This is a genomic window from Bradyrhizobium sp. RDI18 (genome assembly GCF_043203335.1).
Lineage (GTDB): Bacteria > Pseudomonadota > Alphaproteobacteria > Rhizobiales > Xanthobacteraceae > Bradyrhizobium > Bradyrhizobium retamae.
Window position 1 is genome coordinate 133,669 of record NZ_JBICRN010000008.1, and the last position, 23,021, is coordinate 156,689.

At 62.5% G+C, this 23,021-nt stretch carries 20 protein-coding genes and 3 pseudogenes; 15 read left to right on the forward strand and 8 right to left on the reverse strand.

Features of this window, described 5'->3' with window-relative positions; all coding sequences use genetic code 11:
* Nucleotides 1–155 precede the first annotated feature (155 nt).
* Entirely contained in the window at nt 156–1,067 is a 912-nt protein-coding gene (locus ACFXS9_RS09265; RefSeq protein WP_392687819.1) for a helix-turn-helix domain-containing protein, read from the forward strand.
* A 93-nt stretch (nt 1,068–1,160) separates the two neighbouring features.
* Here the strand turns inward: ACFXS9_RS09265 and ACFXS9_RS09270 are convergent, their stop codons facing one another.
* From ACFXS9_RS09270 to ACFXS9_RS09300, 7 genes are all read right to left on the reverse strand, one after another.
* Nucleotides 1,161–1,577, reverse strand: coding sequence for a hypothetical protein (locus tag ACFXS9_RS09270; RefSeq protein ID WP_392699694.1), 417 nt, complete (start codon nt 1,575–1,577; stop codon nt 1,161–1,163).
* Nucleotides 1,578–1,643: 66 nt separating this feature from the next.
* On the reverse strand, nt 1,644–2,324 hold the full coding sequence (locus tag ACFXS9_RS09275; protein WP_392687822.1) for a site-2 protease family protein: 681 nt from the start codon (nt 2,322–2,324) through the stop codon (nt 1,644–1,646).
* A 50-nt stretch (nt 2,325–2,374) separates the two neighbouring features.
* Nucleotides 2,375–2,767, reverse strand: a complete 393-nt coding sequence (locus tag ACFXS9_RS09280) for a GFA family protein (RefSeq protein ID WP_392687825.1) — start codon at nt 2,765–2,767, stop codon at nt 2,375–2,377.
* An 8-nt stretch (nt 2,768–2,775) separates the two neighbouring features.
* On the reverse strand, nt 2,776–3,522 hold the full coding sequence (locus ACFXS9_RS09285) for an SDR family NAD(P)-dependent oxidoreductase (RefSeq protein ID WP_392687827.1): 747 nt from the start codon (nt 3,520–3,522) through the stop codon (nt 2,776–2,778).
* A 26-nt stretch (nt 3,523–3,548) separates the two neighbouring features.
* Nucleotides 3,549–4,280: an SDR family oxidoreductase gene (locus ACFXS9_RS09290; protein WP_392687830.1), complete on the reverse strand. Its 732-nt coding sequence runs from the start codon at nt 4,278–4,280 to the stop codon at nt 3,549–3,551.
* Between the two features lie 115 nt (nt 4,281–4,395).
* The gene (locus ACFXS9_RS09295) at nt 4,396–6,216 is read right to left on the reverse strand and encodes an IlvD/Edd family dehydratase (RefSeq protein ID WP_392687833.1); all 1,821 of its coding nucleotides are present in this window, start codon (nt 6,214–6,216) and stop codon (nt 4,396–4,398) included.
* Nucleotides 6,217–6,375: 159 nt separating this feature from the next.
* Complete coding sequence (locus tag ACFXS9_RS09300; protein ID WP_392687836.1) at nt 6,376–7,434, reverse strand: LacI family DNA-binding transcriptional regulator; 1,059 nt, start codon at nt 7,432–7,434, stop codon at nt 6,376–6,378.
* Nucleotides 7,435–7,627: 193 nt separating this feature from the next.
* Here ACFXS9_RS09300 and ACFXS9_RS09305 point away from each other — a divergent pair, with 193 nt between their 5' ends.
* From ACFXS9_RS09305 to ACFXS9_RS09370, 14 genes and pseudogenes are all read left to right on the forward strand, one after another.
* Nucleotides 7,628–8,695, forward strand: coding sequence for an ABC transporter ATP-binding protein (locus tag ACFXS9_RS09305; protein WP_392687839.1), 1,068 nt, complete (start codon nt 7,628–7,630; stop codon nt 8,693–8,695).
* 58 nt (nt 8,696–8,753) lie between these two features.
* Complete coding sequence (locus ACFXS9_RS09310; RefSeq protein ID WP_392687842.1) at nt 8,754–10,073, forward strand: ABC transporter substrate-binding protein; 1,320 nt, start codon at nt 8,754–8,756, stop codon at nt 10,071–10,073.
* 65 nt (nt 10,074–10,138) lie between these two features.
* Nucleotides 10,139–11,097, forward strand: a pseudogene (locus ACFXS9_RS09315) (carbohydrate ABC transporter permease).
* Entirely contained in the window at nt 11,090–12,025 is a 936-nt protein-coding gene (locus ACFXS9_RS09320; RefSeq protein WP_392687844.1) for a carbohydrate ABC transporter permease, read from the forward strand. Before ACFXS9_RS09315 ends, ACFXS9_RS09320 begins: the two are co-directional and overlap by 8 nt.
* Before the next feature lie 186 nt (nt 12,026–12,211).
* The gene (gene denD / locus ACFXS9_RS09325; RefSeq protein WP_392687847.1) at nt 12,212–13,195 is read left to right on the forward strand and encodes a D-erythronate dehydrogenase; all 984 of its coding nucleotides are present in this window, start codon (nt 12,212–12,214) and stop codon (nt 13,193–13,195) included.
* Nucleotides 13,196–13,228: 33 nt separating this feature from the next.
* Complete coding sequence (locus ACFXS9_RS09330; protein WP_392687850.1) at nt 13,229–14,182, forward strand: sugar kinase; 954 nt, start codon at nt 13,229–13,231, stop codon at nt 14,180–14,182.
* On the forward strand, nt 14,179–14,829 hold the full coding sequence (gene eda, locus ACFXS9_RS09335; protein ID WP_392687852.1) for a bifunctional 4-hydroxy-2-oxoglutarate aldolase/2-dehydro-3-deoxy-phosphogluconate aldolase: 651 nt from the start codon (nt 14,179–14,181) through the stop codon (nt 14,827–14,829). Before ACFXS9_RS09330 ends, eda begins: the two co-directional genes overlap by 4 nt.
* Nucleotides 14,830–14,886: 57 nt before the next feature.
* Nucleotides 14,887–16,055: pseudogene (locus ACFXS9_RS09340) on the forward strand (acetyl-CoA acetyltransferase).
* Between the two features lie 160 nt (nt 16,056–16,215).
* Nucleotides 16,216–16,416, forward strand: coding sequence for a hypothetical protein (locus tag ACFXS9_RS09345; RefSeq protein WP_213285955.1), 201 nt, complete (start codon nt 16,216–16,218; stop codon nt 16,414–16,416).
* Between the two features lie 257 nt (nt 16,417–16,673).
* Nucleotides 16,674–17,876: a CaiB/BaiF CoA transferase family protein gene (locus ACFXS9_RS09350; protein ID WP_392687855.1), complete on the forward strand. Its 1,203-nt coding sequence runs from the start codon at nt 16,674–16,676 to the stop codon at nt 17,874–17,876.
* A gap of 9 nt (nt 17,877–17,885) precedes the next feature.
* A complete protein-coding gene (locus tag ACFXS9_RS09355) occupies nt 17,886–19,052 on the forward strand; it encodes an acyl-CoA dehydrogenase family protein (RefSeq protein WP_028346638.1) in 1,167 nt (388 codons plus the stop codon).
* 87 nt (nt 19,053–19,139) lie between these two features.
* Nucleotides 19,140–20,276: a thiolase family protein gene (locus ACFXS9_RS09360; RefSeq protein WP_392687859.1), complete on the forward strand. Its 1,137-nt coding sequence runs from the start codon at nt 19,140–19,142 to the stop codon at nt 20,274–20,276.
* Nucleotides 20,273–20,632: a Zn-ribbon domain-containing OB-fold protein gene (locus ACFXS9_RS09365; RefSeq protein WP_392687862.1), complete on the forward strand. Its 360-nt coding sequence runs from the start codon at nt 20,273–20,275 to the stop codon at nt 20,630–20,632. Before ACFXS9_RS09360 ends, ACFXS9_RS09365 begins: the two co-directional genes overlap by 4 nt.
* A 524-nt stretch (nt 20,633–21,156) precedes the next feature.
* The gene (locus ACFXS9_RS09370) at nt 21,157–21,684 is read left to right on the forward strand and encodes a carboxymuconolactone decarboxylase family protein (protein WP_392687864.1); all 528 of its coding nucleotides are present in this window, start codon (nt 21,157–21,159) and stop codon (nt 21,682–21,684) included.
* Nucleotides 21,685–21,712: 28 nt separating this feature from the next.
* Here ACFXS9_RS09370 and ACFXS9_RS09375 read toward each other — a convergent pair.
* A pseudogene (locus ACFXS9_RS09375) lies at nt 21,713–22,968 on the reverse strand (Hsp70 family protein).
* Between the last annotated feature and the right edge of the window lie 53 nt (nt 22,969–23,021).

Below are 23,021 nucleotides of genomic sequence, written 5' to 3' on the forward strand. Positions count from 1 at the left end.
CCATTGAACTGGCGCTCGTGATCGCCCTGACGTTAGGGTAGGTTGCCGGACGCTTGGAATTGGACGAAACCGGGGAAAGATTGTACTTTTCTGGCAGACCTTCCGCTTAACTGGCGGCGGATTGTCTCAGGAGCGAATTACTTAGAGATTTGGGCATGTCGGCATCACCAGGGCTGAACGGACTGCCGGTCGGCGTCGCGCTGGCGGTGCGTGCGGAGGCTTTTTCGGCTGCCCTGGCGGCTCGATCGTGGGTCATCCGCCAGAAGGCGGAGCGCCGGGCGCATCTATTGTTGCTGCAATCGGACCGCGGCCGGGCTTCATGGCACGGAACCGGTGTCGCGCTCGAAGCGCCGGCGCTGCTCTGGTTGCCGGGCAGCACCGATGCAGCGCTGCACGTTGGTCCCGGCGCGCGTGGCTTCCTGTTGTCGGTGGACGATGCCTTCCTGATCAAGATTATCGCGGGCAGCGCCGAGGCGCTGCATCTGCGCAGAACCACTGAGCGCGCTGCGCTGGTTGCTGGCGAGACGCTTCCTCCACATCTCGACACGATCGCCGAATCCTGCCGCGCGATCGTGGCGGAGTTGCGCGCGCCCGGCTTTGGCAGTGCGACGCTGATCGCCTCACATCTGCTGTTGCTGTGTCTGCAACTCTGCCGGCTCAGCGCCTCGCATGATGAGCGTCACGAGGTTGCAGCGCGTGGCGGTGGTCCGGCGCTGGTCGGCAATTTCCTGCAAATGGTCGAACTGCATTACCGCGACGGCTGGCCGGTGGCGCGCTATGCGGACGCGCTCGGTGTCACGTCCGACAAGCTGCACGCCCATTGCCAACGGGAGAAAAACTGCGGCCCGCGCGCGATCATCCACGAGCGCCTGGTCCGCGAGGCCTGCACGCGTCTGCAGCAGCTCGATCTTCCGGTCGAGCAGATCGGATATGGCCTGGGTTTCCGCGATCCCGCCTATTTCAATCGCTTCTTCCGCAAGTATTGCGGCGCATCACCGGGCAGCTATCGCCGGCAGATCCGACTGGAGCACGCACGCAGCGGTCCGTCCTACGCGGCGTGGCCGTGAAGCCGCGCCCTCTCTTCGAACGGGACAGGGGCATTCGGCGCCATGATCGCCGCGCCAATCCAGCGCGGCCGACGCAATCATTTCGTTCGAAGGTCAGCGCCAGAAGTAGCGGATGCTGACGTAGACGATCGCGAGGCAGATGAAAATCAGTGCCACCGGCAACCGCGGTTTGGCCGCTTGGCCCGACGCAGCCTGTTGTTTCGGCCGGGGGGCCGGACGGCGGAAAGCGGTGACGTTGCCGCTGTCGGTGGCCGGCTCGCTCGCGCGCGAAGGAATCTCGGGTGGCGTTCCGGAGCCGCCCATTTCCGCATAGTAGCTCTTGTACATGAGCTGGATGGTGGCCTCGGAAGCGTCCGCCTCGGTCATCCTCGCAAGGAGCAACTGCCTGTAGCCTTCAAGAAAGTTTTGCGCCTCGGCGGGCAGGGCGGTGAAGCCGTTGAGCTTGGCCAGCATCTTCCATGTTGCAAAATCTGCCCTCGCGCGGGTGTCGGCGCGTCGCGCAATCAACATATCGGCAGCTTTGGTCGCCATGGTCCGGGTCGGTTCTTCCCTTGTGGGTTCGCTTCTGTTTGAAGCTTAAGCGTTGCCGGTGATGAAGAGAAGCGCATTGATCACATAACCGGTCAGTGTCCGCAGTATCGCCGAAATAACATCAAGATTTAGGCCGAGCTGCGCGCCGATGATGGGAAGCAGGATCAGAAGGCCGATCAAAATCAGCATCCCATACGGTTCCAGCCGCGACAGCGGGTAAGCCAGCACCCGCGGCAAAAGCCCGACGGCGACCCGGCCACCGTCCAGCGGCGGGATCGGCATCATGTTGAAAATCGCCAGCACGATATTGATCAGGAAGGCGTTTTTGAGGTTGTCCGCCGTCCATTTGGCGGCTTCCGCCGGCACCAGAGGCAGGGCGTGGAAGGCCAAAGCCGTGACAAGCGCCAAGGCGATGTTGGTGGCAGGGCCGGCCAGCGCCACCCAGACCATGTCGAGCCGAGGGTGGTTCAGGTTCCGGAAATTCACCGGGACCGGCTTGGCATAACCAAACACGAACGGCGAATGCGACAGCAGCAGAACGCCGGGGAGAATGACGGTGCCAAAGGGATCGATATGCTTGAAGGGGTTGAAGCTGACCCGGCCAAGCTCCCATGCAGTCTTATCCCCGAGCCGATACGCCACGAAGGCGTGGGCGGCCTCGTGGAAGGTGATGGCGATGAGGAGTGGGAGCACCCAGACCGATATGCCGTACAGTGAGATGTTCAAGCGGTCTGCCCCGGTTTGCGCTTCGAGACTGCCAACCTAGCATGCCCACGTCATTGGGGAACCGTCTCCTGATATTGCGGCAGGCCGTCGTCGAGGCAAACCCAGGCCATCTTTTCCGAGACCCAGATGTGCTCGGTGGGCGCAAAGGCGTTGCGGTCGTCGAAGGCGGCCAGCGCGACGCCGACCACGGTGCCGTTGGTTCGCCTGGAAAACAGCCTGGTACCGCAGACCTTGCAGAACACCCGGTCGAGCGCCTCCGACGACGGATAACGCGCCGTTTCGCCCTCGACCGAGAGCGACCGCTGGTCGAACAGCGCGCGGGCAAAGAACGGCGAGCCCATCGCCTTCTGGCATTTGCGGCAGTGGCAGATGCGGACGTTGAGCGGGTTGCCCTCGGTCTTGAACCGGACTGCGCCGCAAAGGCATCCGCCTTCCCTGGTCATGGTCGCTCCTAGTACGTCGCGCGGCCGCCCGAGATATCGAACACCGCACCCGTCGAGAACGCGCAATCTTCCGACGCCAGCCACGCCACCATCGCCGCGAGTTCTTCCACCAGCACAAAGCGCCCCTTCGGAATCTTCGACAGCATGAAATCGATGTGTTGCTGCGTCAGTTGGTCGAAGATCGCGGTTTTCGCCGCCGCCGGCGTCACCGCGTTGACGAGGATGTCGTGCTGCGCAAGTTCCTTGCCGAGCGACTTGGTCAGCGCGATCAGGCCGGCCTTCGAGGCCGAATAATGCGCCGCGTTGGGATTGCCTTCCTTGCCGGCGATGGAAGCGATGTTGACGATGCGGCCGTATTTTTGCTGCAGCATCGCAGGCACCACCGCCTTGCAGCAGATGAAGGGGCCGTCGAGATTGATGCGCAGCACCTTGCGCCATTCCTCGAGGTCGGTCTCCCAGACCGTCTTGTTGACGCCGGCGATGCCGGCATTGTTGACGAGGATGTCGATCCTGCCGAGCGCCTTCAGCGTTTCGTCGCGGGTCTTCTCGACGGCGGCGAGGTCGGAGACATCGACCTTGAAGGCGAATACGGCCGGGCCCATTTCCTTGGCGGCTCTTTCCGCGAGCGGCAGGTCAAAATCCCAGATCGCGACCTTCGCACCCGATGCGACGAAGCGTTCGGTGATCGCGCGCCCAAAACCCTGCGCCCCGCCGGTGACGACGGCGCAGCGGCCGTTCAGATCGATCTTGTTCATGCTGGAAGCCTTTGACAGTGTGGACGTCAGAGCATGTAGCCGCCATCGACGACGAGGTCGACACCGGTGGTGAACGCGGCTTCGTCGCTCGCAAGATAGATCGCCATGGCCGCGATCTCCTCGGCGGTGCCCAGCCGGCCCATCTTCTGGCGGGCGATGAACATCTCTTTGCCCTGCGGGCCGACGGCCGTGGCGCGGTCGAGCATCGAGGGTGTCTCCACCGTGCCAGGGCAGATGCTGTTGCAGCGGATGCCCTGGGTGATGAAGTCGAGCGCAACCGCGCGCGTGAGCAACGAAACCGCCGCCTTGGACGCACTGTAGACATAACGGTTGGCCGGTGGCCTCAACGCCGCGCAAGACGAGATGTTGACGATGCTGCCGCCTCCGCCCGCCAGCATCGCCGGCAGAAACGCCTTGATGGTCCGGTGCATGGATTTGACGTTGAGGTCGAACGAGAAGTCCCAGTCCTCTTCCGAACAGTCCAGGATGGTTCCGTGGTGCACGAAGCCCGCCGCGTTGAGCAGGATGTCGATCTTTCCAATGCGCTTGGCGAAGGCGTCGACCTCGGCGGTGCTGCGAACGTCAAGTCGTGCCGTCTCGGCGACGCCTTCCTTGCCCAGGGTGGCGATGCCGTTTTCATTGATGTCGGTGGCGATCACCGTGGCGCCTTCGCGCGCGAATGCTATTGCGCATGCCCGGCCGATGCCCGCCGCTGCGGCGGTGACAACAGCGCGCTTTCCCTTCAGTCGATCTGACATGTTTTTCTTTTCCTCTTTTCTTCGTCATTGCGAGGAGCGATAGCGACGAAGCAATCCATTTTTTCTTGCGCGGAGGCATGGATTGCTTCGCTTCGCTCGCAATGACGGCGCTTACCTAATGATTGTCCCGCGCCACGCCGACGGTGCCGGCGATATTCTGATAACGCGTGGCGAGCTCCATGCAGGCGCCGGTGGCCTGCTGTCCGACCGTCGAGCGGTAGAGCTCCTGCCACGGCGTCTGGTTGGCCGGGTAGGGGAAGCCGCCCTTGTCCTTCAACTCGGTGCGGCGCTTCTTCAATTCATCGCTCGAGATCAGGATGTTGGCATCGCCCGTGTTGAGGTCGATGCGAACCTTGTCGCCGGTTCGCAAGATCGCCAGTCCGCCATCGGCGGCGGCCTCGGGCGAGGCGTTGAGGATCGAGGGCGAACCCGAGGTGCCGGACTGCCTTCCGTCGCCGATGCAGGGCAGCGAAAGAATGCCGCGTTTGATCAGCGCCGCCGGCGGCTGCATGTTGACGACCTCGGCGCCGCCGGGATAGCCGATCGGCCCGGCACCGCGGATGAACAGCACGCAGTGCTCGTCGATATTGAGCGAGGGATCGTCGATCCGGTCGTGATAATCCTCCGGTCCCTCGAACACGATGGCGCGTCCCTCGAACGCATTCGGGTCTTTCGGATTGATCAAATAGCGGTCGCGGAATTCCTTTGAAATCACGCTGGTCTTCATGATTGCGGAATCGAACAGGTTGCCGCGCAGCACGAGGAAGCCGGCGTCCTTTACCAGCGGCTTGTCGTAGCTCCAGATCACGTCGCCGTCGGGCTTTGGCGCCTCGCGGCAGTTCTCGCCGATAGTGCGGCCGTTAACCGTGACGGCGTCTTCGTGGACGCGCTTGTGCGCCATCAATTCGCGCACCACCGCCGGCACGCCGCCGGCGCGATGGTATTCCTCGCCGAGATAGAAGCCGGCCGGCTGCATGTTCACCAAGAGCGGGATGTCGTGGCCGTGCTTCTGCCAGTCGTCGATCGAGAGCTCGACACCGATATGCCGCGCCAGCGCGTTGATATGGATCGGCGCGTTGGTCGAGCCGCCGATCGCCGAATTCACCACGATGCAGTTCTCGAACGCCTTGCGGGTCAGGATGTCGGAGGGCTTGAGATCCTCCCAGACCATTTCGACGATCCGTTTTCCCGTCTCATAGGCGATCTGACCGCGCTCGCGATGCGGCGCCGGGATCGCCGCGCAGCCGGGCAGCGACATGCCGAGTGCTTCCGCCAGCGAGTTCATGGTCGAGGCGGTGCCCATGGTGTTGCAATGGCCGACCGACGGCGTTGAGGACGCCACGAGTTCGATGAACCCGTTGTAGTCGATCTCGCCAGCGGCAAGCATCTCGCGCGCTTTCCAGACGATGGTGCCTGAACCGGTGCGCTCGCCGTTGTGCCAGCCGTTCAGCATCGGACCGCCCGACAGCACGATCGCGGGCAGATTGACGGTCGCTGCCGCCATCAGGCAGGCCGGCGTGGTCTTGTCGCAGCCGGTGGTCAGCACCACGCCGTCGAGGGGATAGCCGAACAGGACTTCGACCAGGCCGAGATAGGCGAGGTTGCGGTCGAGTGCCGCCGTCGGCCGCTTGCCGGTCTCCTGGATCGGATGCGTTGGGAATTCCATCGCGATGCCGCCGGCGGCCCGAATGCCCTCGCGCACGCGATGCGCCAGTTCGAGATGGTGGCGGTTGCATGGGGAGAGGTCGTTGCCGGTCTGGGCGATGCCGATGATCGGCTTGCCGGATTGCAATTCCTCCCGGGTCAGGCCGTAATTGAGGTAGCGCTCGAGATAGAGCGCCGTCATTCCCGGATTATGCGGATTATCGAACCACTCGAGGGAACGTAGTCTTCGGCCCTCGCCATTGGTGGCAGTCTTGTTGTCGTTCTTTTTCATTGGTTCCTCCCGCACTGCAAGCTCATGGGCGGCTAAAATCACGGCGGCGATTGCACCATGCTGAAAATTTCATCCGCTGCAACGCGCTTCGCCCGTGTGCTACTGAGCAACCGATCTTAGTTCGGGCCAAAAGATAGCGCTACCATTTTCTGTCCGCGCTCAATCTATGCCCACAGACCCGGCCATTACGGTGCTTTGTCGCGTTGAGCTTTCACGGACCACCAACTGAAAGCCAAGGTCGAGCACCGGCGTCTGGGGGCGACGGCCCTCGATCGCGTCGATTACCATGGTGACGGCGTGCCGACCCATTTCATAGCGATTGGTTCGCACACTGGTGATCGAGGGGACCGCGGCGGCGGTGAATTCCAGGTCGTTGAAGCCGACAATGGCCAAGTCACGGGGAATCGATATCTGCCGACGCTGGCATTCGAAGAGAACGCCGAGCGCGAGGTCGTCATTGACGCAGAAGACCGCGTCGATATCGGGCGTCTGGGCAAGGAGGTCGGCGAACAGCGTTCCGCCAAGTGTGACGGTCGTGGGTACGGAAGTGGTGACGATGAGGCTCGGGTCGAACAGCGAGGCCGCTTTCATGGCATCACGATACCCTTCGAACCGCCGCTGCACGCGGGGGTCCATTCGCGCACCGAGAAATCCGATGCGGCGGCGTCCTTGCTCGAGGATGTGCGAAATCGCCGCAGAAGCTGCATCGTAGTGCGAAAAGCCGACCATCATGTCGACAGGACTGTCGCCGATCTCCATGATCTGCGTGACCGGGCAATTCATCGACTCCAGGATCGTGCGCGATTCCGCGGTTTGGTTGATACCGGTGACGATCAATCCCGCAGGCTTCTGCGCCCGAAACAGGCGCAGCAGCTTTTCCTCCTGCAGGATGCTGTAGCGCGTATTGGCAAGTTGAATGGTGTAGCGGCTACCTTCGGAGGAATCGTAGATGCCGCGCAGCACATCGGCGAACACGTTGTTGGTGAGAGAAGGAATGACGACGCCGATGACTTCGGTACGGTGCGAGGCGAGGGCGCGCGCAGCGAGATTGGGTACGTAACCCAGTTCCTTCACGGCGCTGTCGACGCGTTCCCGCTTGTTAAGCGACAACGCTTCGGGGTTCCTGAAAAAACGTGATGCCGTGATTGGGCTGACGCCAGCGAGCTTGGCGACCTCGGTGAGGCGGATTTTGCCAGACTTTGTCTGTTTTCGTCCCATCTTGCGGTCATATCACAACAAATTAGACGTTTGAACAATTATTGACAGCGCTACCATCGGATTGCTAAAAGCCGCCAAACTGCGGATGATAATGACCGTTGAATTCGACTTCCGGCATTAGAGTCGAAAAGACAGCATGGCGTCGTCGCCCGTCTGTGGCGCCACAAAGCAGAAATTGAGGGGAGAGAGTTCGATGTCGTCGGTACAGATTCGCGACGTGCGCAAGTCGTTCGGAAACTTTGAAGTTTTGCACGGCGTGTCGATTCCGATCGAGGATGGCGAGTTCGTCGTGCTCGTCGGCCCCTCCGGCTGCGGCAAGTCGACCTTGCTGCGGATGCTCGCAGGCCTCGAAAACATCACCTCCGGCACGATTTCGATCGGCGATCGCGTGGTCAACAATGTCCAGCCCAAAGAGCGCGACATTGCCATGGTGTTCCAGAACTACGCGCTCTATCCGCACATGACGGTCGCCGACAATATGGGCTTTTCGCTCAAGCTGCGCGGCGCCAAGCCCGAGGAAATCTCGACCGGCGTCAAGCGTGCCGCGGAAATCCTGGCGCTGACCCCGCTGCTCGAACGCTATCCCCGGCAATTGTCGGGCGGTCAGCGCCAGCGCGTCGCCATGGGCCGCGCCATCGTGCGCGACCCGCAAGTGTTCCTGTTCGACGAGCCCTTGTCCAACCTCGACGCCAAGCTTCGCGTGGCGATGCGCACCGAGATCAAGGAACTGCACCAGCGGCTCAAGACCACGACGGTCTACGTCACCCACGACCAGATCGAGGCCATGACCATGGCCGACAAGATCGTGGTGATGCATGACGGTATCGTCGAGCAGATGGGCACCCCGCTCGAACTCTACGACACCCCGGCCAACCAGTTCGTCGCGGGCTTCATCGGCTCGCCGGCAATGAATTTCCTCAAGGGCCAGGTGAAGTCGAACGGCAGTGCGGGCTTTGAGGGGCCGAATGGCGTCAAGCTGCCGCTGGCGTCGGCACCGGCCAATTCGGAAGGGCGGCCCGCGGTCTACGGCGTCCGTCCCGAACATTTCACCATCGCCGACGACGGCGCCGAGGCCGAGATCGTCGTGGTCGAGCCGACCGGTTCGGAAACCCAGGTCTTCGCCAAGCTCGGCGGAGAGCAGGTGGTCGCCGTGTTCCGCGAGCGGCATCAATTCAGTCCGGGCGACAAGGTCCGGCTCAAGCCGGATCCAGCGCTCGTGCATCTGTTCGACGAGACGACAGGAAAGCGACTGAATGGCTGAGCAATAACTAAAGTGGCTGAGCAATAACTAAAAAAGATATTCAAAGGGAGGATGGACCATGCACGACTTTACCCGCCGCTCTCTGCTTCAGGGTGGCACGGCACTGGCTGCGGCCGGCGCCTTGACCGGACCGGCACTGCTCGATTTCGCCAAGGCCTGGGCGCAAGCCTCGCCATGGAAGGCCGAGCCCGGCGCCAAGCTGACAGTGATGCGCTGGAAGCGCTTCGTGCCGGCGGAAGACGACGCCTTCAACGCCATGGTCGCCGCGTTCAAGACCGCTACCGGCACCGAAATGAACGTGTTCTCGGAGTCGTTCGAGGACGTGCAGCCGAAGGCGTCCGTTGCCGCCAACACCGGCTCGGGTCTCGACCTCGCCTGGGGCCTGCACACGCTGCCGCAACTGTTCCCGGCGCAAGTGCTGCAGTTGAACGATGTCGCCGACTATCTCGGCAAGAAATACGGTGGATGGACCGAAGCCGCGGCGGTGACCTGCAAGCAGGGTGACAACTGGCTCGGTATCCCGGTCGCGACCATCGGCGGCTACATGACCTACCGCAAATCGTCGGTGGAGAAGGCCGGTTTCAAGGATTTCCCGAAAGACTTCCCGGGCTTCCTCGAAATGTGCAAGGCGCTGAAGAAGAACAACACGCCGGCCGGTTTCCCGCTGGGCCACGCCTCGGGCGACGCCAATGCCTGGCTGCACTGGATCCTCTGGGGTCACGGCGCCTACACCGTCGACAAGGACAACAAGGTCATCATCAACTCGCCCGAGACGGTGAAGGCGCTCGAATACTGCAAGGCGCTGTCCGACACCTTTATTCCCGGCGTCGCGTCGTGGAACGATTCGTCGAACAACAAGGCGTTTCTGTCGGGCGAGCTGCATTGCACCGCCAACGGCATCTCGATCTATGTCGCGGCCAAGGACGATCCGACCAAGAAGGAGCTCACCGAAGACACGTATCATGCGCTGTGGCCGGTCGGTCCCATCGGGAAGCCGACCGAACTGCAGCTCTGCGTGCCGATCCTGGCGTTCAAGTTCACCAAATATCCGAACGCCGCGAAGGCCTTCATCGCCTTCATGCTGGAGAAGGAAAACTACGACAAGTGGCTGATGGGCGCGCGCGGCTATCTCACCCACACGCTCAATGCCTACGATAACTCGCCGGTCTGGACCGCGGATCCGAAGAACCAGGTGTTCAGCCAGGCGAGCAAGCGCGCGTTGCCTGCGTCCGGCATCGGTACGCCGGGTGAGAAGGCGGCAACCGCGATCGCCGACTTCCTGGTGGTCGACATGTTCGCCAACTACTGCACCGGCGCCAAGGATGCCAAGACCGCGATCGCGGAAACCGAGCGGCAGTTGAAGCGCATCTATCGCTAACGAGACCGGGGCGGATGGCGGGTGACCGCCGTCCGCTCCATTCATTTTCAATCGGGACATCGCCCATGGCTGACATCGCAATCGCGCCACGACGCGCCAAGACGGAGATTCGCGAGGCCAACGCGTGGGATCAGCTCAAGCACAACCGTAACTGGTTGGGCTTCTGGTTCATGGTGCCGGCGCTGGTGTTCCTGATTTTCTTCCTGGCCTATCCGCTGGGCCTCGGTATCTGGCTTTCGTTCACCGACACCCGCATCGGTCGCGTCGGGGCATATGTCGGGACCGAGAATTACGAGTGGCTGTGGGACGACGCCATCTTCTGGCTCTCGGTGTTCAATACGCTTTTGTACACGTTCGTCGCCAGCGCGATCAAATTCGGCATCGGGCTCTATCTGGCGCTGCTCCTGAACGAGAACATGCCGTTCAAGGCGATGCTACGCGCGCTGGTGCTGATCCCCTTCATCGTGCCGACCGTGCTCTCGGCGCTGGCATTCTGGTGGATTTTCGATTCGCAGTTCTCGATCATCTCGTGGTCGCTGAAGCAGATGGGGCTGATCACCGAGAATATCAATTTCCTCGGCGACACGACATGGGCGCGTATCTGCGTAATCTTCGCCAATATCTGGCGCGGCGTGCCGTTCGTGGCGATCACGCTGCTGGCCGGCCTGCAGACCGTGTCTCCGTCGCTCTATGAGGCCGCGACGCTGGATGGCGCCACCCGCTGGCAGATGTTCCGCCACATCACCTATCCGCTGCTGACACCGATCATCGCTGTCGTGATGACATTCTCGGTGTTGTTCACCTTCACCGACTTCCAGTTGATCTGGGCGATGACGCGGGGGGCCCGGTCAACGCCACTCATCTGATGGCGACCTTGTCTTACCAGCGTGCGATCATCGCTGGCCAATTGGGAGAAGGCGCGGCGATCGCAAGCGCGATGATTCCGTTCCTGCTCGCCGCGATCATGGTGTCCTGGTTCGGGCTGCAGCGCCGCAAGTGGCAGCAGGGAGAAAGCAATGACTGACCTGCCCACCTCTAAGATCGATCTCAAGGCTGTACTGCATAGCTCGGCGCCGACGGTCGCGAAGGACGATCACAGCGAGGGTATGAGCTATCTGCAGTCGGTTCCCCGGCGTATGGTGACGCTCTATCTGCCGCTGTCGATCATCGTCGTCGTCCTGCTGTTCCCGTTCTACTGGATGGGGCTGACGGCGATCAAACCGGACGAGCAACTGCTCGATCTCGACAGGTACAACCCGTTCTGGACCTGGAATCCGACCTTCAAGCACTTTTACAAGCTCCTGTTCGAAAGCCACTATCCGATGTGGCTCTGGAACACGATGTATGTGGCGGTCTGCGCCACCATCCTGTCGATCATTGCGAGCGTGCTCGCCGCCTATGCAATCGTTCGCCTCCGCTACAAGGGCGCCAACCTGGTCGGCGGCCTGATCTTCCTGGCCTACCTTGTGCCGCCCTCGATCCTGTTCATCCCGCTCGCCACCGTCGTGTTCCAGTACGGCCTGTTCGACTCGCCGATGGCGTTGATCCTGACCTATCCGACCATCCTGATCCCGTTCTCGACCTGGCTGCTGATGGGCTACTTCAAAACCATCCCGTTCGAGCTGGAGGAATGCGCGCTGATCGATGGTGCCAGCCGCTGGCAGATCCTGATCAAAATCGTGCTGCCGCTGGCGATTCCCGGACTGATCTCGGCGTTCATCTTCTGCTTCACGCTGTGCTGGAACGAGTTCATCTATGCGCTGACGTTCCTGCAATCGACCTCCAACAAGACGGTGCCGGTCGCAATCGTCAACGAATTCGTCGATGGCGACATCTATCGCTGGGGCTCGCTGATGGCGGGTGCGCTGGCGGGCTCCTTGCCGCTGGTCATCCTTTACGCCTTCTTCGTCGAGCACTATGTGTCGGCCATGACGGGAGCCGTGAAAGAGTGATGCCAGAGGCCCGCATCAAGAAATAGCAAGCTATCGCTGTCGTCCCTGCGAAAGCAGGGACCCATAATCACCGGCGGCAATTGTTGAGACGAAGCCGTCAACCGTCCCGTCTTGAACGCATCGGCCGCGGCGTATGGGTCCCGGCTCAAGGCCGGGACGACCACGTATGAAGAGGGAGTAGGGGTCTTGCACATTCTGATTCTCGGCGCCGCCGGCATGGTGGGCCGCAAGCTGACCGAACGGTTGCTGCGCGACGGCCGCCTCGGCAAGCACGACATCACCCGAATGACGCTGCAGGACGTGGTGGCGCCCACCAAGCCCAACGCATCGATCCCGATTCAAGTCGTGGCTTCCGATTTTGCTGATCCCGGCGCGGCGGAGCCGCTGATCGCGCATCGACCGGACGTGATCTTTCATCTCGCCGCGATCGTTTCCGGCGAGGCCGAGGCCGAATTCGACAAGGGCTACCGCATCAATCTCGACGGCACGCGATACCTGATCGATGCCATCCGCCACGCCGGCGGCGGCTACAAGCCGCGGCTGGTGTTCACGTCCTCGATCGCAGTGTTCGGCGCGCCTTTCCCGGAAAAGATCGGCGACGAATTCTTCCATACTCCGCTGACGAGCTATGGCACGCAGAAGTCGATCTGCGAACTCCTGATCAACGATTACACCCGCAAGAACCTGCTCGACGGCATCTCGATCCGCCTGCCGACGATCTGCGTGCGGCCGGGCAAGCCGAACAAGGCGGCCTCTGGCTTCTTCTCCAACATCATTCGCGAGCCGCTCGCCGGCGAGGAGGCCGTATTGCCGGTCTCCGAAGACGTGCGGCACTGGCACGCCTCGCCGAAATCGGCGGTGGGCTTTCTGGTCCACGCCGGCACCATGGATCTCGACGCGATGGGGCCGCGCCGCAACCTCAGCATGCCCGGCATGTCGGTGACCGTCGGCGAACAAATCGCGGCCCTCGATCGCGTCGCCGGCAAGAACGTCACCGCGCGCATCAAGCGCGTGCCCGATCCGACCATCATCGGTATCGTCTCTGGCTGGCCGCGGGATTTTTCCACCGACCGCGCACTCAAGCTCGGCTTTACCACTGCCGAGAAGACGTTTGACGACATCATCCGGATTCATATCGAGGATGAACTCGGCGGCAAGTTCGCGGCCTGAGTTGATTTCTCGCCCGGTCATGCGGATGCGGTCATGAGCAAGGTAGCCTGCATCGGCGAGTGTATGGTCGAGCTCAAGCAGGCCGAAGGGGCTGAGGCTGGCCTGTATTCGCGCGGCTACGGCGGCGATACGCTCAATACCGCCGTCTATCTCGCGCGCCTCGGCGCTGGCGCCGACTACATCACCGCGCTCGGCGACGATAGTCTTAGCGATGAGATGATAGCAGGCTGGGCCGCGGAGGGTGTCGGCACGGAGCGCGTGGTTCGGCTGCCCGGCAAACTGCCGGGTCTCTACATGATCGAGACCGACGACAAGGGCGAACGCCGGTTCTTTCACTGGCGCGACAACGCCGCCGCGCGCAGCCTGATGGATTTGCCGGAGACGCCTGAGATCCTTGATGCGCTCGCTGGCTATGACGTGATCTATCTCTCGGCGATTACGCTGTCGCTATATGGTGCGGAGGGGCGGACGCGGCTGTTTGCGGCTCTCAACCGCGCGCGCGACAATGGGGCGCGTTTCGCTTTCGATACCAATTTCCGCGCCCGCGGCTGGCCCGATCTCGATGTTGCGCGCGCCGTTTTTCAGGAGGCCTTCACGGCTGCCGATATCGTGCTGGCCTCCACGGAGGATTTGCTGCCGCTCTATCCGGGGGGGACCAACGAAGCATTGCTGGCGCGGATTCCGGGCGCCGAGGTGGTATTGAAGCTCTCGGAGCCGGCGAGCATCGTGCGTCTGGAAGGCGTGCCTTATCCGATCAAGGCCAAGCCGGTGGAGGCGCCCGTCGTCGACACCACAGCGGCCGGCGACAGTTTCGCGGCCGCCTACGTGGCCGCGCGTCTCGTTGGTGCGGATCCGCTTGAAGCTGCGCGGGCCGGGCATCGTCTAGCCGGCGTTGTGGTATGTCATCCCGGCGCGATCATTCCGCGCGCGGAGATGCCGTCCGGCCTCATTCCGAACCACGTTCATTCTCGCAAGGCATCGCCATGACCGCAGCCGCACGGCAGGAGCAGCTCGCCACGATCTTCAAGTCCGCGACGGTGATCCCGGTGCTCACCATCGAGCGGCTGGAAGACGCGGTGCCGCTCGCTCGTGCGCTGGTGGCAGGTGGGGTGCGTGTGCTGGAAGTCACCCTGCGGACGCCGGTCGCCGCGGATGCCGCCAAGGCCATGATCGCAGAGGTGCCGGACGCCATCGTCGGCATCGGCACGATCCTGAACGCCGACGACTTGGCGCGGGCGCGCGCACTCCGGGCCAAATTCGGTATCAGCCCGGGCGCGACGCCGGGGCTATTGAAAGCCGCCGCCGCGAGCGACCTGCCATTTGCCCCGGGGATCGCGACCGCTTCCGAACTGATGCAGGCGCTGGCGGCCGGCTTCGACATCGTGAAATTCTTCCCAGCGGAACAGTCCGGCGGTATCAAGGCACTTCGGGCGCTGGCGGGGCCGTTTCCGAATGTCAGGGTTTGCCCGACTGGCGGCATCGGCGAGGCCAATGCCGCAACCTGGCTGGCTGAGCCGAATGTGGTGGCGGTGGGCGGTTCCTGGCTTTGTCCGGCGGCGGACATCCGGTCCGGGAACTGGGGCGGCATAACCGCCATGTGCGCGCGGGCCATGAAATCGTTGAAACCGGCGTGAAGTCTGTTCCCCGATAGGCTACAAAAGCCTTCAGAACCGAAATAAGGGAGAACGACCATGACAGCCAGCATCGTCGGATGGGCGCACACGCCATTCGGCAAGTTCGACGCGGAAACCGTCGAGAGCCTCGTGGTCAAGGTTGCGACCGATGCGCTTGCCGACGCCGGCATATCGGCTGAAGACGTCGACGAGATCGTGCTCGGGCATTTCAATGCCGGCTTCTCGCCGCAGGATTTTACCGCCTCGCTGGTGCTGCAAGCCGACCCGAAACTGCGCTTCAAGCCGGCTACGCGGGTCGAAAATGCCTGCGCCACCGGCTCGGCGGCGGTGCACCAGGGTATCCGGGCGATCGCCTCGGGCGCCGCGAGGATCGTGCTGGTGGTCGGCGTCGAGCAGATGACGCGGACGCCGTCGGCCGATATCGGACGCTACCTCCTGAAGGCGTCCTATCTGCCCGAGGATGGCGACACCGTCGGCGGCTTTGCCGGCGTGTTCGGCAAGATCGCGCAAAGCTATTTCCAGAAATATGGCGACCAGTCGGACGCACTGGCGATGATCGCGGCCAAAAACCACAAGAACGGCGTCGCCAACCCCTATGCGCAGATGCGCAAGGATTTTGGCTTCGAGTTCTGCCGCGCCGCGAGCGAGAAGAACCCTATGTCGCCGGCCCCCTGAAGCGCACCGACTGCTCGCTGGTGTCGGACGGCGCGGCAGCGCTGGTGCTGACGGATTCCGAAACCGCCAAGACGATGGGCAAGGCGGTGAATTTCCGCGCCACCGCGCACGCGCAGGATTTCCTGCCGATGTCCAAACGCGACATCCTGCAGTTCGAAGGTTGCACGGTGGCTTGGCAGCGCGCGCTGGCGCAGGCCGGCGTACAGCTCTCCGATCTCTCCTTTGTTGAGACCCATGACTGCTTCACCGTCGCAGAACTGATCGAATATGAAGCGATGGGCCTGACGCCGCGCGGGCAGGGCGCCCGCGCGATTCTGGAGGGCTGGACCCAGAAGGACGGCAAGCTGCCGGTCAATCCATCCGGCGGCCTGAAGGCCAAGGGCCACCCGATCGGCGCCACCGGTGTCTCCATGCACGTGATGACCGCGATGCAGCTCGTCGGCCAGGCGCCCGAGGGCATGCAGCTCAACAATCCAAAACTTGCCGGCATCTTCAACATGGGCGGCGCAGCGGTGGCGAACTACGTCTCCGTGCTGGAGCCCGCGAAGTAGCCGCGAACGTGCTATCGTAGGGTGGGAAAAGGCGCGCTTGCGCCTTGCCCGCCATGAGTGCCGAGAGATGAGACTGGTGGGCACGCGGAGCCTGTCATCGGGCGCGCATTCGCGCGACCCGGTGGCTTTGCCCACCCTACAGTTTTCCGGAGCGTGCATTATGAGCAACGAACGTTCGATGTCAGAGGCAGAACTGAACAACCGGATCAGGATTCTGGAAGACAACATCCGCCAGTTGATCGAACAGGCTGCCGCGGCCTCCGGCGAACGGAACGAAGCGCGCATCGCCGATCGGCTCAGTCAGCAGAATGAAGAGCTGGAACGGCTGACCCGGGAACGCGACGCCAGGTCGAAAAAGTAACCTCCAACCAGCACTACTTTCGTCGTCCCTGCGTTCGTAGGGACCCAAAACCATAGTGTGAGGCTGGAGGCACCCTGTTACGGCGAAAGTAACTAAAGCTTCCCGCAATCACCGCCTACACGGCGTATGGGTCCTGCGTTCGCAGGGACGACATCCATTTTGGTGTCCCGTGCATACGTCCATACGCCGGGCGCGCTTGATCTTCCCAATCCGCTGCCGTTACTTGCCGGAACGACAATTCGGGAGCAGGCTGATCCATGGGACCATTGGAGGGCATCAAGGTCATCGACATGACGACCGTGCTGATGGGGCCCTATGCCACCCAGATGCTCGGCGACTACGGCGCCGATGTCATCAAGGTGGAATCGCTCGACGGTGACGTGACGCGGCAGATCGGGCCGACCCGCCATCCCGGCATGGGGCCGGTGTTCCTCAACACCAACCGGAGCAAGCGCTCGATCTGCCTCGATTTGAAGAAGCCGGCGGGGCGTGACGCCGTGCTGCGGTTGATCAAATCCGCCGACGTGCTGGTTTACAATGTGCGGCCGCAGGCAATGGCGCGGCTGAACCTCGGCTACGACGTGGTCGCGAAAATCAATCCGCGCCTGATCTACGCCGGCGTATTCGGGTTCGGCCAGGATGGGCCCTATGCAGCAAAACCCGCTTATGACGACCTGATCCAGGGCGCGACTGCACTGCCGGCGCTGATGGCGCAAACGGCAGACGGTGTGCCGCGCTATGTCCCCAATGCGCTGGTCGACCGTATCGTCGGGCTCACCGCGGTGGGCGCGATTTGCGCCAGTCTCGTCGATCGTAACCGGACCGGGCGCGGCCAGCGCGTCGATATTCCGATGTTCGAAACCATGGCCGGTTTCGTGATGGGCGACCACATGGGCGGACTCACCTATGAGCCGCCGCTCGACAAGGGCGGCTATGCCCGGCACCTGTCGCCGGACCGTCGGCCCTACAAGACCTCCGACGGCTATATCTGCGTCATCGTCTACAACGACAAGCAGTGGCAAAACTTCTTCGATGCCACCGGGCGCGACGACCTTCGCGTCCATCCGAAATTTGCGACCTTCGCCGGCCGCGCCGCCAATATCGACGCTGTCTATGCCGAGCTGGCGCGCATCCTCCAGACCAAAACCACCGCCGAATGGTTGGCGATCCTGGAGAAGGCCGACGTGCCGGTCATGCCGATGCATGATCTCGAGAGCCTGCTCGGCGATCCCCACATCGTCGCGACCGATTTCTTCCCGGTCGTCGATCATCCAACCGAGGGCCGCATCCGCAACATGAGGCCATCGGCACGATTTTCCGAAACGCCGGTCGAAACGAAGCGGCTGGCACCGCGCCTCAGCGAGCACAGCGCGGAAATCCTCAGCGAAGCGGGTTTTTCGGCGGACGAAATTGCCGCTTTGGTACGCGACGGTGTCACCAAGGCCGTGCCAAACACATAGGACGGACACATGGATTTCGCGCTATCCGCCAACCAGGAATCGATCCGCGACGCGGTCGGCAAAATCTGTTCGCGCTTCGACGATGCCTATTGGCTGAAGAAGGACAAGGAAGGCGGCTACCCCGCCGACTTCCACCGCGCGCTGGCGGACGCCGGCTGGCTCGGCATCTGTATCCCCGAGGAATATGGCGGGTCGGGGTTGGGCATCACTGACGCTGCAATCATGATGCGGACGATTGCGGAATCCGGGGCCGGCATGTCGGGTGCGTCCGCCGTGCACATGAACGTGTTCGGGCTCAATCCCGTCGTCGTGTTCGGCACCAAGGAGCAATGCACGCGCATGCTGCCGCCGATCATCGACGGCCGCGACAAATCCTGCTTTGCGGTGACCGAGCCCAACACCGGGCTCAACACCACGCAGTTGAAAACCCGGGCGGTGCGCAAGGGTGACAAATATGTCGTCAACGGCCAGAAGGTCTGGATTTCCACCGCGCAGGTCGCCAACAAGATCCTGCTGCTGGCGCGCACCACGCCGCTGGAAGAGGTGAAGAACCCCACCCACGGCCTGAGCCTGTTCTATACGGATTTCGACAAGCAGCGTGTCACCGTGCACGAGATCGAGAAGATGGGCCGCAAGCCTGTCGATTCCAATGAACTGTTCTTCGAGAATTTTGAAATTCCGGTAGAGGACCGCCTCGGCGAGGAAGGCCGTGGCTTCGAATACATCCTGCACGGCATGAACCCCGAGCGCATCCTGATCGCGGCGGAAGCGGTGGGTCTCGGCCAGGTCGCGCTGTCGCGGGCCGCGGCCTATGCGAAGAACCGTATCGTGTTCAATCGTCCGATCGGCATGAACCAGGGCATCCAGCACCCCTTGGCGAAGAACTGGATGGAACTAGAAGCCGCGTGGCTGATGGTGCTCTCGGCCGGCTGGCAATACGACCAGGGCATGCAGTGCGGACCGGCCGCCAACGCCGCGAAATATCTCGCCGCCGAAGCCGGCTTCCACGCCTGCGAGCAGGCGGTGATGACGCACGGCGGTTTCGGCTACGCCAAGGAATATCACGTCGAGCGCTATTTGCGGGAATCGCTGATCCCGCGCATCGCGCCGATCAGCCCGCAGCTTATTCTCAGTTTTATTGCCGAGAAAGTGCTGGGACTGCCGAAGTCGTATTGAGGATGGGAAATCGGCCTCTCCACAACGTCATTCCGGGTTCGCGTCTTCAACGCGCCCCGGAATGACGGCGAGAGAAACGGAACAATTATGAGCTTCATCACCGGCGTCGGACTGACGTCCTATGGCAAGCACGAAGGCTCGTCCTCGCTCGATCTCATGAGCCAGGCCGCCGAGCTTGCCATCACCGACGCCGGGCTGAAGCGATCCGAGATCGACGGCATTCTTTGCGGCTATTCGACAGTGTCGCCGCACATCATGCTCGCAACCGTGTTCGCCGAGCATTTTGGGATCCAGCCGTCCTACGCCCATGCCGTGCAGGTCGGCGGCGCCACCGGGCTTGCGATGACCATGCTGGCGCATCATCTGGTCGACGCCGGTGTGGCCAGGCATGTGCTGCTGGTCGGCGGCGAAAATCGTCTCACCGGCCAGAGCCGCGATGCCTCGATCCAGGCGCTGGCGCAGGTCGGCCACCCCAATTACGAGGTGCCGCTGGGGCCGACTATCCCCGCCTATTACGGCCTCGTTGCCTCGCGCTACATGCACGAATACGGCGTCACCGAGGAAGATCTCGCCGAGTTCGCGGTTCTGATGCGCGCACACGCCTTGACCCATCCCGGTGCGCAGTTCCACGAACCAATCACCGTCGCCGACGTAATGGCCTCAAAGCCGGTGGCGATGCCGCTGAAGCTGCTGGATTGCTGCCCGGTGTCGGATGGCGGCGCGGCGTTCGTCGTCAGCCGCGAACGCACCGGCTCGGCCGGCATTCGCGTGCGCGGCTGTGCGCAGGCGCATACCCATCAGCACGTCACGGCTGCGCCAGCTCTAAGCAAACTCGGTGCCGAGATCGCTGTCGCCAAGGCCAAGGCCGCATCCGGTCTCGCGATCTCGGACGTGCGTTACGCCGCGGTCTATGACAGCTTCACCATCACGCTGGCGATGCTGCTGGAAGATCTCGGCCTTGCCCGGCGCGGCGAGGCGGCCGCGCGGGTGCGGGCAGGGCATTTTGGCCGCAACGGCGCCATGCCACTCAACACCCATGGCGGGCTACTGAGCTACGGCCATTGCGGCGTCGGTGGCGCGATGGCGCATCTCGTCGAGACGCATCTGCAGATGACCGGGCGTGCCGGCCCCCGGCAGGTCCGCGATGCCTCGATCGCCCTGTTGCATGGCGATGGCGGCGTGTTGTCGTCACACGTCAGCATGTTCCTGGAGCGGGTGCGATGAGCGAAAAACTCGCTGACTGGACCAAGGGCGCCGAGGCCACCGTCTATCAATCCTGCGGTGCCTGCGGGAAGGCGCAGTATTTCCACCGCAGCTTCTGCGCCGCCTGTGGCGCACCTGATCCGGTCGAGAAGCGCGCCAGCGGGAGAGCGATGGTCTATGCGACGTCGCTGGTCTGCCGCGCCGCGACGCCGGAAACCCGCGCCCACGTTCCCTACAATATCGTGCTGGTCGATGCGGCCGAGGGCTTTCGCATGATGGCCCATGGCGCCAATGATCTCGCGATCGGCGACAAAGTTACGGCGAGCTATCGGCTGTTTGCGGGAAGGTTGGTCCCGTATTTCGAGAAAACGAGGTGAGTGTCAGGTGCAATGCTCACGCAACGAAGCAACCCAGAATTACGCGGAACGGGTGAAAAATCTGAGTGCTTCGACGCGTCAACATTCAGTGCCAGTAGAACACAACGCTGGCGATGACGAGCATCGCTGTTACCGCCAGCATCTGCGCAAGCGCTTCCGAGGCCGCCTTCCTGGTGGCTTCCTTCATGCCTAACTCCCTAGACTTGGGCATGAGTCATCCTTGCCCGTGAAGGCCTGATGAGCTCAGTTTGGTTTTACTCGGAACACCCCGCGACGAGTATTCGCTCCTTTGAGTCCCCACTCAGCGAATATCGACAGTGCTGAGAATCGACCAGCATTGAGGCGGCAATTTGGCTCGCTCGCAGCCGGTTTGTGCACGAGAAAGGGAGTTTTTTGGAGCGTGTTTGACGGCTTGAGCGTAGGCCCAACCTGCGACCGCAACGTTTCGACGGTTGATCGGCTCCCTGCTGCAGTGCATGATCTCTCTGTCGGCAAATCAGAAAATCCAAAGCCCAAGGTGACGAATGGCCCGCATCGAATACAGCGATCCTGCCAGGCACAACGATCGCACCCGCGAACTGCTCGGCAAAAACCGCAATGCGAACATCTTCCGGATGATGGCGCACTCGCCGAGCTACCTCGAACAATACTGTCGGCTGGGCGGGGCCATCAGGCACAAGGGCGAATTGGACCCGATCGTGCGCGAGCTCGCCATCACCCGCACCGGCATCCTGTGCGAGGCGCCTTACGAGATCGTCGCCCATAAGCGAATTGGCAAGAACGTCGGCGTGACCGACGAGCAGAACGAGGCGCTGGAAAACTGGGAAGCGGCGACCTGCTTCAACGACGTGCAGCGCGCCGCGCTCGCCTTCACCGACGAGATCGTCAGGCGTCACAAGCCGACGGACGCAACTTTCAACGCGATTGCCGCCAAGCTGACGCCGGCCGCATTGGTCGAACTGCAGCTTTCGGTCGGCTTCTACATCATGACGTCGAAATTTCTGGAAACCTTTGCCATCGACATGCAGCCGGTGACGGAAGTGGTGGGGTGAGCGGCGGTTGGTCCGCGAACCGCGGATCTCAATTCGCCGGGCCGTATCGCCGCAGCGCCTCCAGCGTCAGTCCCTTGCCGACGGCGCCAAAGATGTCGCCTTCGACGACGCGGGCCGACGGCACGGCCTGGGTGATCGCCTTGTGGACGTGGGCGAGTTTTACCGAGCCGCCGGTCAGGAACACGGAGTCGATAGCTTCAGCGGCCAATCCCGCCTGAACGAGGCAGTTCCTGATACGTGCCGCGATGCGATCGGCCAACTGCCTGGTATGGCTGACGAGGTCGGGGCGGCCGATGTTGGCACTGAGACCGGGGACAACCCATTCCAGCGGAATGTCCGCCCGGTGCTTCTCGGACAGGGCGATCTTGGCATCCTCGATTTCCATTGCCAGCGTATGGCCGCGCTGCTCGTAGACCACGCGGATCAGCCGGTCGAGAAGCCCCGGCTCGGCCGCCTGCTGCCGTACCTGGCGGATATCGGCCATCACGCGCGGCTCATACATGCGGTTGATGTTCGACCAGGTGGCGAGGTCGTGAAAATAACTCGAGGGCACGTCGAGCCCGGCGCGCTTCATGGCGCTGCGGAATCCGAACAGCGGCATCACCACGCCGAGACTGAGCTGACGGTCGAAATCGGTGCCACCGATGCGGACGCCATCATTGGCGAGAATATCGGCTGTACGATCGGCCTTGCCGTGGCGTTCGGGACCCAGCCGCACGATCGAAAAGTCCGACGTGCCGCCGCCGATATCGGCGATCAATGCCAGTTCCTCGGAGGTGATTTGCCGCTCATAGTCCAGCGCCGCCGCAATCGGTTCGAACTGAAACGTGACTTCGTCAAAGCCGATTCCCTGTGCAATCGATCGCAAAGTTTGCTCCGCCTTGCGGTCGGCATCTGGCGCATTATCGACGAAATGCACGGGACGGCCATGGACGACATGGCGCAGTTGGCGGCCCGTAGCCTGTTCCGCGCGACGTTTGACCGCGCCGAGGTAATAGGCAATCACATCGCGAAAGCTGACCGCGCTCGGCCCAGCCGGGTGGTTTCCTCGATCAGCGAGGTGCCGAGCACCGATTTGAGGCTGCGCATCAGGCGGCCGGCTGTGCCTTCGACATAGGCTTCCATGGCCCTGCGGCCGATCAGAACGCTGCCATCCGCCTCATAGAAGATCGCGCTGGGAATCGTGCTGTGCGCCGCTTCCAGCGCCATCAGAACCGGCGCCCGGCCTTCCATGGTGCCGAGCGTCGTGTTCGACGTTCCGAAATCAAGACCGCAGATCGACATGGGAGCTCCGGGAGGGAGCGCCCGTTTACACATTACAAGGCCATCAATCCACC

What these genes read in the sequence shown, in the direction of transcription:
- ACFXS9_RS09270 (WP_392699694.1), bottom strand. Translation starts at nt 1,577, where the DNA reads ATGTTGATTGCGCGACGCGCCGACACCCGCGCGAGGGCAGATTTTGCA.
- ACFXS9_RS09265 (WP_392687819.1), top strand. Translation starts at nt 156, where the DNA reads ATGTCGGCATCACCAGGGCTGAACGGACTGCCGGTCGGCGTCGCGCTG.
- ACFXS9_RS09280 (WP_392687825.1), bottom strand. Translation starts at nt 2,767, where the DNA reads ATGACCAGGGAAGGCGGATGCCTTTGCGGCGCAGTCCGGTTCAAGACC.
- ACFXS9_RS09350 (WP_392687855.1), top strand. Translation starts at nt 16,674, where the DNA reads ATGGGACCATTGGAGGGCATCAAGGTCATCGACATGACGACCGTGCTG.
- ACFXS9_RS09330 (WP_392687850.1), top strand. Translation starts at nt 13,229, where the DNA reads ATGAGCAAGGTAGCCTGCATCGGCGAGTGTATGGTCGAGCTCAAGCAG.
- ACFXS9_RS09295 (WP_392687833.1), bottom strand. Translation starts at nt 6,216, where the DNA reads ATGAAAAAGAACGACAACAAGACTGCCACCAATGGCGAGGGCCGAAGA.
- ACFXS9_RS09310 (WP_392687842.1), top strand. Translation starts at nt 8,754, where the DNA reads ATGCACGACTTTACCCGCCGCTCTCTGCTTCAGGGTGGCACGGCACTG.
- ACFXS9_RS09290 (WP_392687830.1), bottom strand. Translation starts at nt 4,280, where the DNA reads ATGTCAGATCGACTGAAGGGAAAGCGCGCTGTTGTCACCGCCGCAGCG.
- ACFXS9_RS09285 (WP_392687827.1), bottom strand. Translation starts at nt 3,522, where the DNA reads ATGAACAAGATCGATCTGAACGGCCGCTGCGCCGTCGTCACCGGCGGG.
- ACFXS9_RS09345 (WP_213285955.1), top strand. Translation starts at nt 16,216, where the DNA reads ATGAGCAACGAACGTTCGATGTCAGAGGCAGAACTGAACAACCGGATC.
- ACFXS9_RS09365 (WP_392687862.1), top strand. Translation starts at nt 20,273, where the DNA reads ATGAGCGAAAAACTCGCTGACTGGACCAAGGGCGCCGAGGCCACCGTC.
- ACFXS9_RS09320 (WP_392687844.1), top strand. Translation starts at nt 11,090, where the DNA reads ATGACTGACCTGCCCACCTCTAAGATCGATCTCAAGGCTGTACTGCAT.
- ACFXS9_RS09300 (WP_392687836.1), bottom strand. Translation starts at nt 7,434, where the DNA reads ATGGGACGAAAACAGACAAAGTCTGGCAAAATCCGCCTCACCGAGGTC.
- eda (WP_392687852.1), top strand. Translation starts at nt 14,179, where the DNA reads ATGACCGCAGCCGCACGGCAGGAGCAGCTCGCCACGATCTTCAAGTCC.
- ACFXS9_RS09370 (WP_392687864.1), top strand. Translation starts at nt 21,157, where the DNA reads ATGGCCCGCATCGAATACAGCGATCCTGCCAGGCACAACGATCGCACC.
- ACFXS9_RS09355 (WP_028346638.1), top strand. Translation starts at nt 17,886, where the DNA reads ATGGATTTCGCGCTATCCGCCAACCAGGAATCGATCCGCGACGCGGTC.
- ACFXS9_RS09360 (WP_392687859.1), top strand. Translation starts at nt 19,140, where the DNA reads ATGAGCTTCATCACCGGCGTCGGACTGACGTCCTATGGCAAGCACGAA.
- ACFXS9_RS09305 (WP_392687839.1), top strand. Translation starts at nt 7,628, where the DNA reads ATGTCGTCGGTACAGATTCGCGACGTGCGCAAGTCGTTCGGAAACTTT.